Source organism: Haloterrigena salifodinae (genome assembly GCF_003977755.1).
In the GTDB taxonomy this organism is placed as follows: Archaea; Halobacteriota; Halobacteria; order Halobacteriales; family Natrialbaceae; genus Haloterrigena; species Haloterrigena salifodinae.
Window position 1 is genome coordinate 1 of the sequence record NZ_RQWN01000010.1, and the last position, 17,120, is coordinate 17,120.

The 17,120-nt window shown below is 59.7% G+C and carries 21 protein-coding genes; 5 read left to right on the plus strand and 16 right to left on the minus strand.

All coding sequences use genetic code 11. From position 1 onward, the window contains the following. Nucleotides 1-99: 99 nt before the first annotated feature. From EH209_RS23455 to EH209_RS23465, 3 genes are all read left to right on the plus strand, one after another. Entirely contained in the window at nt 100-1,191 is a 1,092-nt protein-coding gene (locus EH209_RS23455) for a hypothetical protein (protein WP_126665217.1), read from the plus strand. Nucleotides 1,192-1,335: 144 nt separating this feature from the next. After that, entirely contained in the window at nt 1,336-2,109 is a 774-nt protein-coding gene (locus tag EH209_RS23460; protein WP_126665218.1) for a ParA family protein, read from the plus strand. Further along, nucleotides 2,102-2,470 (plus strand): hypothetical protein, encoded by a 369-nt coding sequence (locus tag EH209_RS23465; protein ID WP_126665219.1) that lies wholly within the window; start codon nt 2,102-2,104, stop codon nt 2,468-2,470. The genes EH209_RS23460 and EH209_RS23465 overlap by 8 nt, the downstream gene beginning before the upstream one ends. 117 nt (nt 2,471-2,587) lie before the next feature. Here EH209_RS23465 and EH209_RS23470 read toward each other — a convergent pair whose 3' ends face one another. From EH209_RS23470 to EH209_RS23485, 4 genes are all read right to left on the minus strand, one after another. Next, the gene (locus tag EH209_RS23470) at nt 2,588-3,136 is read right to left on the minus strand and encodes a hypothetical protein (protein WP_126665220.1); all 549 of its coding nucleotides are present in this window, start codon (nt 3,134-3,136) and stop codon (nt 2,588-2,590) included. A 2-nt stretch (nt 3,137-3,138) separates the two neighbouring features. Continuing rightward, nucleotides 3,139-3,408 (minus strand): hypothetical protein, encoded by a 270-nt coding sequence (locus EH209_RS23475; protein ID WP_126665221.1) that lies wholly within the window; start codon nt 3,406-3,408, stop codon nt 3,139-3,141. 196 nt (nt 3,409-3,604) lie between these two features. Further along, nucleotides 3,605-3,847, minus strand: coding sequence for a hypothetical protein (locus EH209_RS23480; protein ID WP_126665222.1), 243 nt, complete (start codon nt 3,845-3,847; stop codon nt 3,605-3,607). An 89-nt stretch (nt 3,848-3,936) separates the two neighbouring features. Continuing rightward, complete coding sequence (locus EH209_RS23485; RefSeq protein WP_126665223.1) at nt 3,937-4,707, minus strand: hypothetical protein; 771 nt, start codon at nt 4,705-4,707, stop codon at nt 3,937-3,939. 153 nt (nt 4,708-4,860) lie between these two features. Here EH209_RS23485 and EH209_RS23490 point away from each other — a divergent pair, with 153 nt between their 5' ends. Next, the gene (locus EH209_RS23490; RefSeq protein ID WP_126665224.1) at nt 4,861-5,235 is read left to right on the plus strand and encodes a hypothetical protein; all 375 of its coding nucleotides are present in this window, start codon (nt 4,861-4,863) and stop codon (nt 5,233-5,235) included. A gap of 39 nt (nt 5,236-5,274) precedes the next feature. Here EH209_RS23490 and EH209_RS23495 read toward each other — a convergent pair whose 3' ends face one another. The 7 genes from EH209_RS23495 to EH209_RS23525 all read right to left on the minus strand — a co-directional run bounded on the left by EH209_RS23495 (nt 5,275) and on the right by EH209_RS23525 (nt 14,709). After that, nucleotides 5,275-7,245, minus strand: a complete 1,971-nt coding sequence (locus EH209_RS23495) for a BppU family phage baseplate upper protein (RefSeq protein ID WP_126665225.1) — start codon at nt 7,243-7,245, stop codon at nt 5,275-5,277. An 81-nt stretch (nt 7,246-7,326) separates the two neighbouring features. Next, on the minus strand, nt 7,327-8,829 hold the full coding sequence (locus tag EH209_RS23500) for a hypothetical protein (RefSeq protein WP_126665226.1): 1,503 nt from the start codon (nt 8,827-8,829) through the stop codon (nt 7,327-7,329). A 15-nt stretch (nt 8,830-8,844) separates the two neighbouring features. After that, nucleotides 8,845-9,582, minus strand: coding sequence for a hypothetical protein (locus EH209_RS23505; RefSeq protein WP_126665227.1), 738 nt, complete (start codon nt 9,580-9,582; stop codon nt 8,845-8,847). Continuing rightward, nucleotides 9,582-10,664, minus strand: coding sequence for a hypothetical protein (locus tag EH209_RS23510; RefSeq protein WP_126665228.1), 1,083 nt, complete (start codon nt 10,662-10,664; stop codon nt 9,582-9,584). Before EH209_RS23510 ends, EH209_RS23505 begins: the two co-directional genes overlap by 1 nt. A gap of 51 nt (nt 10,665-10,715) precedes the next feature. Continuing rightward, nucleotides 10,716-11,591: a hypothetical protein gene (locus tag EH209_RS23515; protein ID WP_126665229.1), complete on the minus strand. Its 876-nt coding sequence runs from the start codon at nt 11,589-11,591 to the stop codon at nt 10,716-10,718. Between the two features lie 16 nt (nt 11,592-11,607). Next, the gene (locus tag EH209_RS23520; protein ID WP_126665230.1) at nt 11,608-12,105 is read right to left on the minus strand and encodes a hypothetical protein; all 498 of its coding nucleotides are present in this window, start codon (nt 12,103-12,105) and stop codon (nt 11,608-11,610) included. A gap of 9 nt (nt 12,106-12,114) precedes the next feature. Further along, entirely contained in the window at nt 12,115-14,709 is a 2,595-nt protein-coding gene (locus EH209_RS23525) for a phage tail tape measure protein (protein ID WP_126665231.1), read from the minus strand. 105 nt (nt 14,710-14,814) lie between these two features. On the opposite strand from EH209_RS23525, the gene EH209_RS23530 reads away from it, so the two are divergent. Then, a complete protein-coding gene (locus EH209_RS23530; RefSeq protein ID WP_126665232.1) occupies nt 14,815-15,132 on the plus strand; it encodes a hypothetical protein in 318 nt (105 codons plus the stop codon). On the opposite strand, the gene EH209_RS23535 is transcribed toward EH209_RS23530, so the two are convergent. The 5 genes from EH209_RS23535 to EH209_RS23550 all read right to left on the minus strand — a co-directional run bounded on the left by EH209_RS23535 (nt 15,129) and on the right by EH209_RS23550 (nt 17,078). Further along, complete coding sequence (locus EH209_RS23535; protein ID WP_126665233.1) at nt 15,129-15,335, minus strand: hypothetical protein; 207 nt, start codon at nt 15,333-15,335, stop codon at nt 15,129-15,131. The two genes, EH209_RS23530 and EH209_RS23535, sit on opposite strands and share 4 nt — an antisense overlap. Beyond that, the gene (locus EH209_RS23540; RefSeq protein ID WP_126665234.1) at nt 15,332-15,679 is read right to left on the minus strand and encodes a hypothetical protein; all 348 of its coding nucleotides are present in this window, start codon (nt 15,677-15,679) and stop codon (nt 15,332-15,334) included. Before EH209_RS23540 ends, EH209_RS23535 begins: the two co-directional genes overlap by 4 nt. Before the next feature lie 29 nt (nt 15,680-15,708). Next, on the minus strand, nt 15,709-15,858 hold the full coding sequence (locus EH209_RS24325) for a hypothetical protein (RefSeq protein WP_164722120.1): 150 nt from the start codon (nt 15,856-15,858) through the stop codon (nt 15,709-15,711). Nucleotides 15,859-15,923: 65 nt separating this feature from the next. Then, nucleotides 15,924-16,568: a hypothetical protein gene (locus EH209_RS23545; protein ID WP_126665235.1), complete on the minus strand. Its 645-nt coding sequence runs from the start codon at nt 16,566-16,568 to the stop codon at nt 15,924-15,926. Between the two features lie 6 nt (nt 16,569-16,574). Beyond that, the gene (locus EH209_RS23550; protein WP_126665236.1) at nt 16,575-17,078 is read right to left on the minus strand and encodes a hypothetical protein; all 504 of its coding nucleotides are present in this window, start codon (nt 17,076-17,078) and stop codon (nt 16,575-16,577) included. Nucleotides 17,079-17,120 lie beyond the last annotated feature (42 nt).

Consider the following 17,120-nt stretch of genomic DNA (forward strand, 5'->3'; position numbering starts at 1 on the left):
ACTACTACTACTACTAGAAAGTAGTAGTGTAGTGTGTACACAGCAGGTACACTCTTTGGGAAAACCTAAGTGCCTGTGTACACACTGTGTACATAGACGATGGGACGTACTAACGGCTCCAAGGTAAAGCGGCATCTTGCACTCCGGAAAGAGGCTTCCGACACTCTCGACGAACTGGCGAAGGACTCGACGATGAACCTCGGAGAGATCGTGAGCGAGGCGATTCTCGAGTATTCAGACCGTGACCGGCTTGCACGAGTCGAAGGAAAGGTCGACAACCTTCTCGAGGAACTGGGGGCATCTCAGGACTCTACCCACGCCTCCGGAGTAACTCCGGTTGAAAAGAAAAAGAACTCGCAGGCGATCTCAGATTTTGATCCACTCGAGTACGATCCCGACGAGTTCGAGGGGACGCTCTCGAAAGACGGGCTCGAGGAGTTGATCCAACTCGAGGAGCCCGAGATCGCACTCGATCACGTGGATACATCCGACCTGCCGGGCAACACTGACGATAAGGCGACAGTGCTGGCGGCAACGCTCCGGCACGAGAATGACAAATTCGTGTTCCAGGACCAGATCGTGGATCGAATCAGCGAAACGCTTGGAAACAGCTACTACTACCACAACACGTACGACGACCTCATCGCGAGCCACTTCGACCAATTCGAGGACATCACACAGGGAGAAGATGGGTTCTATACGCGTGCCTCTGAAGACCGCTACTTCGTCACCGAGGAGGTCAAACTGGCGCACTATCGGACGCGCTTCAACGACACGAGAGAGTCCGCAAGCGGCGAGATAGCGGAGACATCTAGGGCGACAGGACCGCTGATTGACCTTCCACGAGAGAAGCCATATCCGTACTATCTGAAGTGGCTTAACGAGTTCAGTGGCGAGCTGGTGAAACACGATATCGCTACCTCTGACGAGATCGCTACAATCAAGCGAGACCTCGCTTCGAGCTTTTCTGATGTCAGGGACTCGATAGCGGATCTGATCGACTTGGCGAGTCGAAGCCCGCCTCACGATTGGTTTGAGTACGAGGAAGCAGTTGATATGCTCGAGTACAACGACGAACAGGCTCGAGACCTCCTCGAAACACTCGATGAGTGGGCGTATATCGCAGAGAATGCGGACCGGAAGGACCACTGGAAGGTTGTGGCCGGAAACCTTCCCGGAGGTGAACTCTAATGGATAACTCCCCCGACGGTTTCGACCACGGCTACCCCGTTAAGACGGTCAAACTTTCCGCAGAACAGATCCTCGAGCAGTATCGCGTCTGACGTAGCTTTAAGCTCTCCGAGATCTTTGCTCTCTTTGAGGCAGGAGAGCTATATGAGAATCGGAGTTACCAATCAGAAGGGAGGAGCCGGCAAGACGACAACCACGCTGAACGTGGCCGGCGCGTTGAACCAACTCGGGAACGATGTCCTCGTGATCGACTTGGATCCACAGGGCCACGCCACCGAAGGACTCGGATGCGAGGATCTGTACGACGACCGCGAGCGCGACTCGTTGTTCGATGTACTCCCCGACCTGGACCGAATGGACGACCTTGACCAACTGATCATCGAGCACGATGAGGTCGATGCCGTCCCGTCGCACGAGAAGATGATTAATGCCGAGGACGCGCTCGCGAACGTGATGAAACGCGAGGAGCGCCTCGACATGCTCCTCGAGGAGACTGACCAAGACTACGACTACGTGCTGGTCGACTGCCCGCCGAACCTCGGCGTGCTCACGGACAACGCGATCGTCGCGACGGGAAACGTGCTGATCCCGGCACAGGCGAAGACAACGTCGATCCGTGCAATCAAACTCCTGTTCAAGCAACTCCGCTCGATCGAGTCCGCGTTCGGCGATGTCGACGAACTCGCGCTGGTCGCGAACGAGGTCGAGGTCGACGGCGAGGCCGACGAAATGATGGACTGGTTCAGAAATGTCTTTGAGGACAAAGACGGGTGCGAGGTTTTTGAGGTCAGAAAGCGAGTCGCCTTGCAGCGCGCCTGGAACAACGGCGTCTCGATCTTCGAACACGAGGAAGAGTCTGATATGGAAGATGTGTATCTCGATGTCGCCCGGCACCTGGAGGCGTTCGGCGATGAGTGACAAGCGCGATTACGACCCGTGGGACGACCGCTACGACGGGAGAGACAACTCAAAGAGCGAGGAGACGACAGAGACGGCAGATACATCAAAGATGCAACAGAGCACACAGACGGAAGAGAGTTCAGAGAACTCAAAGGGTGAAGGTGGTTCAGAAACAGTCCGCGAGCGCAGGAACGTAAACATGTACTTGCCGGACGACCTCGTCGACGACCTGCAACTGCGGTACTCGGAACTGAACGTCAAGTGGCGACGGGAGCACGGTGACGATCTCCCGAAGAATGGCGAGTTCTATCCAGCGGCGATCCGCGCAGCGCTGAACGAAACGTCGATCGAGGAGGAGCTCGGCCTCGACGACGAGTGACGGGTTCGGGGCGTCCTTTTCTAGCGCGGCATGTGATTCACACCGGTCTCGCGGCATCAACCCTTTCCCTCGAGCCGCCGAGACTGGGGATCCGGACACTGATCACTCGAGACACAATCAGTTGTCGGGGTAGCCGATCGGTCGCGGATCCTCGAGTCGATCTTCGACGAAGTCGTTAGCCGGCCCGAACTCCCGGTCGGTCTCTGCGACGTGCTCGTTGGGATGGTGCCACAGCGTCGGCTCTTCCAGAGCCATCACCTCGACACCGCCGTTCATCTCGAATAGTCGGACACGGACCTGACGGTTCGGGAGCGGATGATCTGGATCGTAGAAGTATAAACGCATGCACTCGTCCTCTCCCTCGAATCTCGATCCAACTGGCCACCCCTGGACAAAGCCCTGCTCAGCGAGGGTCTGTCGGACCTCCTCGAGGGATCGCTCCCTGAAAAACGACGGGTGGTTGGGCTTGGCGACGGTGCCATAGTTACGTCTGACCCAGCGAGCCAGCTCTCGCTTCGCTGCCCAGGGGAGCTTCTTGAGTGGGATTTTGCCGTTGTCGCGGAAGCTCCGGGCACTTTTGATCATCCCGCCGATGAGCATGAGCAGAGCGACGGCTAACTGAGGGTCGATACTGTTGACTAATCGGATGAGTTCTGCGTTGGTCATATCTAATCGTCGTCGCTCTCGAGGCTGACCTTCAAGCCATTTCCGAGGAACAATTCAAGGATGTCCGGAGCGCCCACTGCCAGAATGAAGAGTGCAATCTGATAGCCTTGCATACCCGTCTGAAGGCCAATGTAGGCGATTAGTAGCGACAGTAAGAGGTTCTTGGCTGCTTTGTATATTTCTACACCCATTCCGTATCTACCCCTCAACTCCCGGTCTAACCCGACTGTGAACTCGCCGATTGACTGGTCGTCGTCGTGTCTGATACCCATGACTAATATTGCTCCCTAGGTTTATCGTGGTGTTCGTAAACAGTGCTAGAGCCTCGGGATCTCTCTTGCATGGAGGAATCCCTTGGCCGCCGTAGGGGTTCTCTCCCCTGCGTTTTCGTACCCTCATTCATATGATTAGTTGGATTCAATTCATCCACACGCAGACAGTTTCTTATCGTACTATTCGGTTTGCCGGCTATCTCTCCCGTCCGCCGTCCCCAATGAGCTTCTCTCGAGAGGCATCAACGCTGACGGCATCCGAGAGAACCCACAAAAGGAGCGAGACAGCCGTCAAGATGAGGAAATCCTGCACGATCGGGGTGACTACATATCCTTGTTCAACGAACTTCTTGGCGGATTCTGAGAAGAATAGCAGCGTCAGCCACGGGTTTTCGATTATCTCGCTATAGATGCGTCTCAGGTTGCGGTGTTCAGTCATTATGGAGTGTGTGTGTGGTTGGTTAGTTCGCTATGCTCGAGGGGTCGGACGATTGGTTGGCCTCGCTCTCGGGTCATCGACCTGCCATCTCACATTTCGGGGACGTTATCGTCGACCCAGATCGAGAGGTTCCGCTCGTAGAGATCGTTATCGACCGGCGATCCCCAGTCCCCTCCAAAGTGGTAGTGGCGGCGCCAGTACGGGATCCCTCGGTCGGCGAACTCCTCTTCGAGAAACAGATACTCGTCGTAGTCCCACGCCTTGACGCCATTCACCCACCCCTCGAGCCGCCCGTCTGGCACGCCAGGAGTGTTCAGCGTGATTCGGTAGTCGATTGTGGTCCACTCGCCTTTGCTCCCGCCTTCGGTCCAGCAGTGATGCCACCCGTGCTTGTGTTCGTCAGGGTCAACAGTCGCATCATAGACCTGCGATAAGAACGGCACCTCAGCACCTCCCGAGGCGTCGTGGATGCCACCCTGACACGGCGACCCCATCCGCATCGAGTAAGAGGCACCCTGATTATGATTGCCACCCGCAGCGCCGCCGGGGTCCTCCTCAGTACCACGATGATCGGCCCAACCTGGCAGCTTGGTGCCGCCATTGATACCGTCGTCCCACGTCTGCCAGTCCTCCGGGAAGAACAACTCGAAACGAGCGTGTGCGACTCGAGGCTCGTAGCCGACCGCGTTCTCGAGGTACACTCGCTCGTTGATTCCGAGAATTTCATCCTCCGGATAGAACACCTCGAGCGCTTTCCCGCCACCGCCCGCAGGGTCATCCACGATGTGGCAGCGCTCTGCTCGCGTGGCCTCGACGCCAGTCGCGGAGTGGTAGTCGGGCGTCGGCTCGGATGGCTTCACGCCGCCGAGAGACTCCTGTGGTTGATCCTCTTCGACCGACCGGAGCGGACGGATCTGATTGATGTTGTAGCGGTATCTCGTCGTCTCGGTACCGCCTCCAGTGTAGATTCCGGCTGTCGCGACTAACGCCTCACTTTTGATGGGATACTCGATATGGCTCCGACCACGATCGTAGGGAGCTCTGCCGGCAGCGCAAACGACCTGATAGCCTTTGCCGGCCTCGAGAGGCGTCGTGAACGTGAAGGAGTCCCCCGCCTCGAGAGTATCGATCGACCGCCGCTCGAGGATGTCGCCACCGCCGTCCTTGAGATAGGCCATCACGAGGCCGGACGTCTGCTCAGAGAGTCGACACTCGAGGCCTTCGAGATTTTGCTCTGCACGGATTCGAACTCCGGAGTGGTGGCTCTGTCCGGCCTGTTGCTGGTCGTCAGACTCGAGGTCGAGCGCCTCAAGCGGTTCTGGTTCCTCAGGTTCTTCCGGTTCTGGTTCTGTGTCTGTCCTATTGTCTCGGTCTTGTCCTCTGAGTAGCCACTCAAGGCACTCGAGGATTGCATTCAGTGGGTTCATTCAGAAATTGCCGCGTTCGACGTAGTTGGCCGCCCAATTCGCCGGATCGTCGTAGTGGCCGATCGCACTATTCACTTCGTCGTTGTCAACGAGTCGTAGGGAGCCGCCGTACCCAATCGAGTAGTATTCGATGTCGAGCGAGTTTCGGACGACGTTGACCGTCCCCCCAGTGTCCACCCGGCAGGCGGTCCCACCGCTCAGCTCGGAGATGATATTTGAGTTCTGGATCGTGATCTTCGACCGATCGGTCGATGCTCCGACAACGGCACGATACTGCTCGCCGCCACCATCCTTACAGATGTACGTAATGCCATCGACAACGACGTTATGGACGTTCGAGTCGATCGCACGATTCTCAACGGAGTCGTTCGACACCTCATAGATCATCCCGCCCTCGATTCGGACGGTCCCCTCATTATCCTGGTAGTTGCGGTACTCGTAGTTATCGTCCGCGATAGAGTTCCTGCTCGAGGTGATCCGAATGACCTCATACGGGACCTCGTGGTACACCTCAAGATCTGTAATTCGAAGCGTCTCGACGTTCTGTCGGGCCGCTACAGTAGCGTTGGTACTACTAAGATTGATGAGCTTCGCGCCTTGGACAGACGTTGCGCCGTTCGAATCGCTGATGCTCAGTAGGTTGGGATCCATCTGCGAATCCCAACCATCCGGTCGAGCAGGCCCACTGGAATGGCCGAGATTGAAGATACTTACAGGGTTCTCGACCGTGTCGTTGCGGCCGATCCGGACGTTTGCTTTCGCGTCATTTTTGTACAGTCCTCCGATGACTCTGTTCGACCCAGGGCTCCCGTTCACGAACAGCCCGTAATCACTGAACCCGTGGGCCTCGCAACCGATCCAGTCGATCGTCCCATGGTGACCGGAGTCGGCGCTAAAACCAGTCACTTCGTTGTTCCCGTATCCGTTCGGCACAGAACCATCGCGGAGATGGACGTTCCGAACCGTGCCGTGGCCACTCTCTGAGGCGATCTGGCAAAGTAGTGTGAATCGATCTCCGGTAGCGTCAGTCACTCGGTCTCGCTGGCCGATAAGCTGGACATTCTCTATATCCAGCGAGTCCTCTACTGTGATCCGTCCAATCCCACAGTCATTCGAGTCCCCGGAGATATCTATATCAAGGTTGTAGAGTCCCAGACTCTCGATCGCATTGGATCCGTCATAGTCTCCCGTCACAAACAGCTTGTGGAACCGTCCGTTGACGTTAAGAGTGGCCTTCGGCCGGCCGTCGATCACAAGACGCTCGAGATTTGTGTCACGAACGCTCAACTCGCTCTCGACGTTGTAAGTGCCGTCGGGTAGGACTAGATAGATCCGGTCGTGGTCGACGATAAGGTCCCGGATGTAGTCCATCAGGTCGCCTCCGGACCCATCCCCTGGATATCCCGCGTCGGCGGGGTTGAACATACTCCAGTCTTCGAGATCGTCGTAGGGCAGGGTATCGACGTAGTCTTCCGTCGCGACATCCTGCCCTGCGATCGACAGTGCCTCGAAACTCCCAGTGCCACCGATCACCTCCTGGGCATCGAGCACTCCGATTTCGACGTCGACCCGCTCGATATCATCAGGATTGCCGTCAGCATCGGGGACGTCGACGACCTCGATCGTGATAACCTGATTGCCACGCGGGGCTGACCACTGTTGGTCGCCCTCGAACCGGGCGATGAACACACCGGCGTGGGTACCCGTTCGCGACAGCTGGTCTGCCTCGAGCTGGTAGCTCACTTCGCCGGTCGTTGCGTCCTCGATCGTGGCGACGTCGTTGACGATCGTCTCGTTTCGAGCGGTGTGCACGAGGTAGAACCGAACAGAGAGGGCGTCGCTCAGATCGAGTGGGTCGCCATCATCGATCGGCCTCGAATCTGGTGGTTCTCCGCGAAACGTCTCCTCGATCGGGATGTAGCTATCTCCTCGCTTGCGGATGTGGTCGGGTCGTGGTTTATGTGTGGACATCTCAGCTTATTCTCGCATGATTGTCTACTTTTATCCCCAAATGGTTGTGCACATCTCCCGTTTCTGGTCCGAAATGACAGGTCATTTGATCCTCCCGTATGCTGTTATTGTTGGCGTTCGCAAATCAATCTCCTTCCCACCTTGCGACTTTCTCCTTATTTCCAGATTTATGTCTCCGCTCCCTGAATAAGGTCCGATAGAACTGGAAAACTCGGGATAACTTGCTGGTCCTGAAACCGATTTTGAAGTGATGGTTTCTCTCGATCCCCCCGAAAAAACAAATAGCTCTGTATCGGCCGTTTCGCCGTCAGGAACCGCCCAACTTGCCGAATAACCGAAGCCAATGGCGTCGAATCCTGAAAGACTCGCAAGACTATCAAAGTCTACACGGATACGTCCGTCAAACCCCAGTGTATTCGTATAACTGGTCGAGGTGGTTTTATGATCGCCACTCTCTCGCTGTACCCAGAGGGGCCACCAATCGCCAGAGTCGCCCATTATCCCCGTTACTGGGCCTGTACCCCCGACCGTTATTTCGTCTGCACTTACCGAGTCGGCGTTGACTGTACCGGCCTCCGTGATGTCGTGACCATGTGCCCTGATATCTCCGTTTTCACGCAACTCGAGGAAGTCGGTGGTAGCCGCGTTCGAGTTCTGGAGACGGACACTTCTCCGCCCCGAGTCGTACATGATGTTCGCTACCGGGGAACCGTCATGGTCGAGCCGGAGGTTGATGTTCCCGTCCGATTCAGCTTCGATGATGAAGTCCATGTTACCGTCATGAGAACCGTCCTCCGTCCGGGGCCCAATGTGGTACTGGTCGACTTTGTAGTAATCGGCCTTAGTGACCGGAGATCCACCGGCGATATTGAATCGCTTGACGGGCTGGGCGTCAGTTCCGTCGAAGGGACGGCCTCGAGTATAGATGCCCCAGTGGTTGTGGGCCTTGTCCGCGGCCATGGTAGCGATCCGCTCCCCAGCCTCGGTGAGAAAGTGAGCACCGGTCGCGTAGCCTGCATCTCCCACGGCCGCGCTGTCGTCCCCCATCTGGAAGACGTGCATCCCACGGGCACTGAGCCCCGGCTCACCGCCCCAGAAGCCAACAATTAGATTATCGAGGTTCTTCACCCCGTGGGCTCTCAGAACACTATCAACATCCAGTGGCGACCCGACAGTCACGCCCGATGCCGTATTCGCCCCGATAGAATCGACCTGCAGATTCTCGAGCGAGAGATTCGGGTCGTCGTACTCTCGAACGTCGGCCTGTCGATCGAGGATCTCCCGGACGTGGATCTCTTTCGGAGAGCCGTTCGGGACCGTCTGCGTCCCACCGTCGCTGTAGTTGATAACCCATTCGGCCTCATACGTCCCCGCAAGGGGCCAGCCGCCATCCATCTCGTATTTGACCTCGCTTTCGGGTCGATCCTCGATCGTCGCGACGTCGTTGATGAAGATCTCTCCCTCGGGGTCCTCGACGTAGAGTTGGACAGTGTCGTTTGGGCCGAGCGGGATCGTCGCCCGCCCGCGCGTCAGCTGGTCGCGAATGATCGGTCGGTCGTCTCCTTTTGCGTAGTCTGTGTGCATGTGGTGTACCTCTGGTTAGCTTTCTGGTGGCTCGACGCGCTCAACCTCGTGAATACGCAGTGAGACGTGCTCTCCACTCCGATATCCCCATCTCCCGGGACCATCGTTCGGACCGATCCCATCGATACTGCTCCCGTTATCGTACGGATGGTCCGCAGAATCGATGTACACGATCGCCTCCGACTCGAGCGGATAGTTCGAGTTCGCGTGCCAGACCCCGCCAAGGACCCCGCCGCCGGGCTTGCGGTAGATCCCTACGGCATAGGTCACGCCGGTCGAAAACCAGTCGTAGGTTTGATCGCTCTCGGCGTCGGTCGCAACGTCCACCTTGTTATCGGAGTTGTCCCGGGACTGGATGCGAAACGTCTCGCCGGAGTTGATGAGATGCATCTCGTAGCTTGGGTCGCGATCGCCCTCGTTGCTCGGATCGCCAAAGACTGGGAACCAGATCTGGTCGACGTTCTCCCAGCTGTCGATCGTCATCACGAAGATAATCCATTCGCCGGTGTCCGGGTAGCGCTCGAAACCGGACCCGGGGACCGTCCACATAAAATTGAATCCCTCAAGGCGAAGCCCGCCGGCAGTGTAGTAGCCAGCGTCGTCGACGATCGTCGTCTCGCCGAGAGTCGAACGCTCGTAGTACGCCGCCATCCTGTCTTCATCGAAGTTTTCGAAGAAGGTGCGGTCAACACCGTCGACGAGGCCGCCGGACGATGCCGACAGCCCGCCAGCACTAGCTGGATAGCCGCGCATCAGCGGATCATCTCCTTGGTGCTGCTAAGGTCGGCGTCAACCTCCTCAGTACGCTCAGCAACCGAATACGGACGCTCGATATCGAGCGTCCCGCTCGCCTCTCCGAGGCTCTCCTGGTAGGAGACGCGCTCGAGATCTCGCTCCTCGCCGTAGTACGGGACGTCGACGCGAACCCCTGGCGGCAGCAGCCGCGGGAGGATGTCGACCGAGCCCTCTTGCTGATCCTCCGCGAGCCGATCCTCAAGAGTGCTGTCGGCGATCTGCTGACAGTCCTCGTCGCTCTCGAGATCAGGCTCGGGACCGATCGACTCCTCAAGACGTTCCCCGACACGCGCGATCTCGTCCTCGGCGACGGCCTCGCCGCGATAGCGCCGCCCAAGTTCCTCGGAGTAGGCGCCCTCGACGACGACGGCGTTGCGGTAGTCGCCGACGTCCCAGCGTGGATCGATATCGATCCGCGTCCATCCGCTTGGTCGGACGATCCGTCCTGGCCGGAACGAGATCACGTCGGGGCCGTCCGTTGGGAGCATCGTAAAGTAGAACCGCATCCCGGCGCGGTCGTGGAGCTCTTTGAGGATCGACTTCGGCGTCCCAGAAAGCTCGATCTTCGAAAACGCCTGCGGTTCTTCCGGACTCAACACAAGTGCGTCGAACGGCGTATGGTCGCGCCAGACGCGTTCGATCACTCGATAGAGGTTGACGTTCTGCTCTTCAACCCGAACGTGACCGAAGCGGATCGCCGAGCCGGGCCCGTATCCCTCAAGGACGGTTTCGGCATCCGTGACCGATGGATCGACGCGCTGCAGCGTCCCGGTAAAGAGCGTGTTGCCCTGATATCGGACTTCGACGTCGGCAAAGCGCCACTCGGGAAGCGTTGGATCCTCGGGGACGGTCGCCTGCCAATCCGAGGAGTCCGTGTGCTCGCGGACGACATCGACCGACTCGATATCGGTGAGCGTCCGCGTCTCGCCGGGGTTGCGCTCGAGGTGGATTGAGTACCGCGACGGAACGTCTCCGGGATCGGTCGGGGAGTAGGACTCTGGAGAGCCAGCAACACCCGGCTGCGGCCCGCTGGCAGTCATCGGCGCCGGCCCTCCTGCCGTTCGTCCTGGAGGCGTCTCGGGGAGCGTCACTTAGATCGGCCTCCGGTCGACCGTCACGGCGAGCTGGGCCGACCAGTACTCCTCGTTATCCATGTCGCTGCTCCCGGTGTTGTGCAGTTGGATCCAGTAGGGCTGGATCTCGTCGGGCGACCCGCCGACGGCGATCTGCCAGGCAGGGTTACCACCGGCGAACTCGGATTCGGCGATCGTCGACTGGGCGGCGGTGTCCGGGTCACCGGGCTCCATGATTGAGAGTTCCCAGTTGGTATCCCACGACGCCCTGGATCCCTCGAGAAAACGATACTGTGCGACCGACCAGACGTGGAGCCACGAATCGCCGGGAACCGCCAGCGGCTGGGCGTAGAAGTCGCCGCTCTCGAGATTGACCGTTGGGGTCGTGATGTTGGGTTGCTGCCAGCCCTGTCGGCCGGACGGTGCGGGTTCCCGCCGACGGTCCTCGACGTCGTCGATCCCCGACGACTGTGTTGCGTTAGGCCCGATCGAGACGACAGCCAGGACGACCGCGTCGTTGCTAGCCGTATCGGGTGGCTGGGGTTCCCAGGCGTTCGCGTACCGGTACTCGTTGCCCGAGTCGTCGGTCGGCCACGAGCCAGGATCTCCCTCCTGGACGATGGCCTCGCCAGTCCCGTCGCCGGCGTCTTGGACGAGGACAACGTCGCGCCGAGGATCACCGGACCCGTCCGGGTGAGTGACAGCGGTCGGCGCGAACTCGAGCACGTTGCCGTCGATCTGAACGTAGCCACCGTCGACTTCGGTCTCGACGCTCGAACTCGAGTCGCCCGCCGAGACCTGGCAGCCCTCGAGGACGCCGTCGCCGCGGGTGGCTCGCCTGTTCTGGTTTTGCGTCAGTGCCGTGTGTGCGTGGCCGATTTGGTACTCGTGCATGTGTGGTCAGGTCAGGTCAGAAGGACAGTTCGGCGACGACCTCGTCGCGAGTCTCGTAGTCGTCGGTCGTCGCGAGCATCGTCACGTCGAGCGTGACGGTGAGCCCCGTTTCGGGGAGCGCGTTCGTCTCATCGTAGCCGTCGACGAGCCCCCAGACGCCACCGGCTGGCGTCTCGTAGGCTGGCTGGAGGCCGACGAGCAGTGACGGATTCCCTGGAGGGACCTGCTCTCGGTAGCGTGGCTCGGCCTCGAGGGGCTCGCGGAGAACGTAGCGTCCGGCCCAACGGCCGATCTCGACGACGCGGTCGTAGCGATCCGTGTGCTCGAGCGGATCGTAGCTCCGGGGACCGGCGGGATCGTGGCGGAAATTGAACTGCCACGAGCCGCTCTCGGCGACTGTCCGCGGCGGGATCTCCTCGACGAGGCCGTCTGCGAACGTGACGTACTCCTCGGTGCCGTCATAGAGATAGACATACCATGCGGTCCTCGGGACTGATTTCGGTAGATCTGGCATGAATGTGGATTACGCAGTTCGATTCTTTTCGCGCCGGCGGCGGTTGCGGACGGCCTCGTCGGCCATGTCCTCGAGGTCGCCGATCGAGACGAGGGCGTCCCGCGGGAGATCGCCGAAGTCGATCATGATCGGGCGTGGCTCTCTCCCGCTGTTCTGGTTGCCACCATCGCTCGAGTCGGCCGCATTAGCCAGACTCTCGAGGCGCTGGACCTGATCCGCTTGCATCACCTGCTCGCCCTTGTGAACCACCGCACGACCGGTCTCTCGAATCCGACCACCGACGTCGAGCTGCGGGAGTGAGATTGAGCCACCACTAATGTCTGCTCCCAGTGCATTTGCAGCCGCTACAGCAGCATCAGGGATATCAATACTACTGGGAATGGCCTCGTTGAACGCGCCGCGGAACCCTTCTGCGGCGGCGTCGCCAGCCGCGGAGAATGCTGACGAGAGCGTGCCAGCGATGTCCCAGTCGTTATCGAGCCAATTCGTGAGGTCGCCGAACATCCCCGTTACGTCGCCGTATAGCGTGTCATCGCCGGTCCCGGTCAGCCACTCGGCGGCCGACTCGGCCTTGGAGACGACAGTGTCGATTCCGCCCTCAACTTTCGAGCTCCCTGTATCCGTAATCCAGCTTGCGATACTCGAGAGGCCCGAGGTGACGGAGCCGTAGAGTGAGTTGTCGCCGGTCCCGTAGAACCACTGGAACCCGGTCTTGACGGCGGAGATGTAGCCGTTGATCGCGCCCTTGACGAGCGAGACCGCGGTCGACTTGATATACGCCGCGATATCCTCGAACATATCGGGAATCAGCGAGTTCCCGATCAGGCCCTGGTAGAGCCCCTTGGCAGCAGCCATGATCGCGTCGAACGCGAGTTTCGCGGCTGCCTTGAGGATCCCTGGTCCTTCGTTGATCAGCCATGACCCCGCGTCGATGATCATCGACTTGATAATCGAATCACCGTTCCCGGTAACCGCATTGTAAATATCAAGTGCGATGAACCGGATGCCTTCCCCAATCTTCCTAAAGGCGGATTTGAGAAGAGCGGGCCCGTTCGCCTCCAGCCACGTGGCCGCGTCTGATGCGACGCTCTTCAGCTTCCCGATCGCCTGATTGGCGAACTTGCGAACCACTTCCCTGTTTTCACTCAGAACATAGCCGATTCCGCCGATGGCTGCCACGAGCAAGCCGATCGGGCCGAGGACTCCTACCACAGCAGTACCGAACGTCCCCATTGTCCCAACGAGGCCAGTGAGTGGCGCTAAGAGTCCACTCACCATTGCTGTAAGCGCGCTGAATGGACCGATCACAGTACCGAGGAGTGCGTTGACTGGGCCGAGTACCGCAGTGAGACCTCCGAGCGTACCCACAGCCGTCGAAAGTGGGCCGATAAGCGCACCGAACGCGATGAGCAGCGGGCCGAGCGCCGCAGCAACCCCGCCGACGCCGACGATAACTGTCTGTGTCGTCCTGTCGAGCCCCGAGAACCGGTCTGCAAGATTCGTCGCGAGGTTGGCAGCCTGCCGGATGTACGGCGTCAGTACACTTCCGAACTCGATCGCAAGGTCAGCGACCGACGACTTGAGCATCTCGATCGAGCCGTGCAGCGTGTCTCGCTGCGTCTCGGCGACTTTCTGCGTCTCGCCGTCGAGTTCGGAGAGGGCCTGAGCCTCGTTTCGGAGTGCGTCGCTCCCCTGGTCGACAAGCGCCTGCATGGCCGGTCCAGCCTGGTTCCCGAACAGGGCCATGATGTCGGCTGTCTTGGCGCCACTCTCCTCGAGCTGGCCGATGATCTCGTGGAGGGGGAGCATGTTCCCCTCGGCGTCGTTGACCTTGATGCCGAGGGACTCGATCGTCTCGGCAGCTTTCCCGGTCGGGTTCTGCAGCGACGATAAGGCAGACCGGAGGCCAGTACCCGCCTTTTCCGCCTTGATACCGACGTCGCCCATCATCCCGATCGCGGCCGAGGTCTCCTCGATCGACATCCCGAGACCGGATGCAACCGGCGCAACCTGGCTCATCGCCGAGCCGAGACCCTGCATGGTCTGATTGTGTCGGTTGACCGTACCGGTCATCGTGTCAGTGACCTTGGAGAGTTCCGAAGCCTCCATTCCGAACGCTGACAGTGTATCTGTGGCTACGTCAGTGGCCTCCTGGAGACCCATTTGCCCCGCCTCAGCCATGGCGGCGACTTGTGGCATGGCCTCCATCGATTCGGCCGCGTCCATGCCCGCACTGGCGAGGTAGTAGTACGATTCTGCCGCTTGGTTATGCGACATCGTCGTACTCTTTGCGACGTCCCGCGCCGTCTTCTCGAGTTTATTACGTTCAGCAGTTGACACATCGCCCATTATTGATATGGACTGCTGCATCGACTTTTCAAAGTCAGCAGCAGTCTTTGCTGCGGCGCCGCCCATCGCAGCAAGCGGCGCAGTGACGCCGGCGGTCATGGACTTCCCTGCGGATTGCATCCGCTGGCCGGTCGACTCGAACGACGCGCCCATGTCCTCGGCCTGGCCCTGGACGTCCTCGATCGCGGACTTGGCGCCAGAATGATCTATCTCGATACTGCCGCGTAATTCGCTTAGTGCTCCGATAATTGACACCTCTGTTGAAGACTCCGGATTGCAGGATTCGTGGGCGCGAGCAGCGTGCTCGAGCGTGACCGAACGCTTAACTTACTAGTTGTTATCATTATAACTAGAGTCGCTATGGATACTGAGACCCAGGCGGTCGAACCAACCGAATTGAAAACGTGCGAGCGCTGCGAGGGAGAGTTGCCGAAGGGGACGCGCTGGAAGTGCCCTCACTGCGGGATGCGGCCGTGGCTTGATGCCGTCGTGATGGGCAGCGTCTGTGTGTCGGTCGGGTTGTTCCTGACCGTCACGGTTGTCCTCGCGATTGTCGGCGTTCCGTTGATGGTTCTCGGAGGGCTAATCGTCTTGCTCGCACCGTTGATGCGGCCACACCGCTCCGATCTCATGTCGGGGCAAGAGAGAACGATAACCGGCGACGTCGTCGAGAACTAATCCTCGAGCTCCGAGAGATCGAGCTGCAGCGGGATCCCGTCGGCGATCGCCTCACGCTCGAGTTCGTTCGTCTTGTTCACGATGTCATCAAAAGCGAGGGCGCCGGCACGGTTCCCGTGCTCACGGGCCGCGTCGCGCTGCTCTTTCGCGTACTCCCGGAGCTCGGCGAGCGGGCCAAGCGGGCGGACAACATCGTCGGTCATGCTCCCCTCTCTCCGAAAAAGTATGGCCGGGTCTCGATCGACTCGTAGTCACCACCAACCCAGTGGGCCGTCCCACAGGCGCCGGCATCGAGCTCTCGATCGGGCCCGTAAATCTGGATGTACAGCTCGTCGGCACCCGGCCAGTCAGGATCGTCGATCTGGGCAATCGCCTCGAGGACGGCGTCGGCGATCTCTCGAACGTCGTCGTCCGACGGCGCCGAGTCGACCGCGTCGTCTAGCTGGACAACAACCTCGTAGCAGTACTGTCGACCGTCCGGCGCCGGCGGCAGTTGCTCGGCGTCGACGACGTGAGCAGTGTCCGAACCGGGGAGTAGCGAGCGCATGAGTAGTATGAAAAACGGATACAACTCTACTAGTTGTTCTGGTTGGCTTGCTCGGCCCGCTCACGCTTGGCGGCGGCCTTCGAGCGCACGTACTGCCGGATCGCATAGCGCTCTTTCGGCTCCGTATCCCGACCGAACTCGATCGGCGTTTTCCCGAGCCCTTCGACGACGACCTCCATCCAGGCGACGCCGTAGTAGTCGTCGCGCCCGACGAAGTCGTCGATCGCCTCACGTTCGTCGGGGGTTAGTTTCCCTCGCCCTCGTCGGTCGCCTCGAGGCGCTCGGCGACAACCTGCTGAGAGAGCGTCGATAGCCCCTCCTTGATGACGTTACCGTCGGCGTCGGTCTCGTCCTCGAGCTTGAACCGGCCCCAGCGCTGGGCGCCTCGGGAGAGATCATCGCCCTCGGGGACGGTCTCGTCGCCCATCACGGGGTCGGTACAGAGCTCGGTGATCGTCTCGAGCTGGTGATCGTAGAGCCCGACAACACTCTTGATCGACTCGGGATCGAGGTTCTCCTCGATCGTCTCGTTGACTGCCTCGTCGTCGTCGGGATCAACGTCCTCGAACGTCTCGGGGTCCGACTCGGAGAGGATCTTCATCGTCTGCCGGCGGTGGATCACGCCGGGCTGAGAGAACTCGAACTCACGGCCACGGAACGAGATCGTGTCGACGTCGCGGGTCGTCTCCTGAGTGAGCCAGTCCTCGATCGCCTGGCCGTCGGCAGCGCTCTCGAGTTGTTCTTGTTTCTGCTCTTGGCGCTCGTCTTCGGCAGCCTCGTGCTTTTGCTCGCCACGCTCGAGCTGCTCGTCGACGTTCTCGCCACCGAGGTCCTGGAGGACTTCCTCGCGATCCTCCGGCTCCGGCGGCTTGGTAGGTGCCTGGGACATGAGTGATCAGCTCCCGTCGTTGAGTGCTGCGGCGCCGTCGAACCAGTACTTGCCCTCGATGAACAGCGTGAACGTGAACTCGTAGGGCCCGTCGGACAGGCTCTCCTCACCAGTCTGGACGCGAACGTTCTCGCCGACGCGCTTGATCGCGGTCGTGTCGTCGGTTTCATCGGCGCTCGGCCAGATCACGAAGACGATCGCCTCTTGGCGGACGTTGTGGAGCTCGGCGCCGTCGTCGTCGACGAGGCCGAGCGTCTGGAGGTCGGCGTTCTCGGAATCCGGATAGATACCGAACTCGGCTTCGCGCGTGACGTGACCCTCCTCGGTGATCGTGTACTGCGATCCGTTGTACTGGAACTCGTCGCTGTCCGAGTCTTTCGAGATCGACGTGTCGGCGTAGACATGGTCGAGCCACTCGATCGTTTCCTCCGTGGTTCCGAGGTCGGTGACGACGCCGATGTCGACCCACCGGCCCTGAAAGTTCGCTTCGGTGTTGGGATCTGCGTTCATGGTATGTTTGCGTTTTCGTTTTCGATCGCGTTTGCGCGTAGG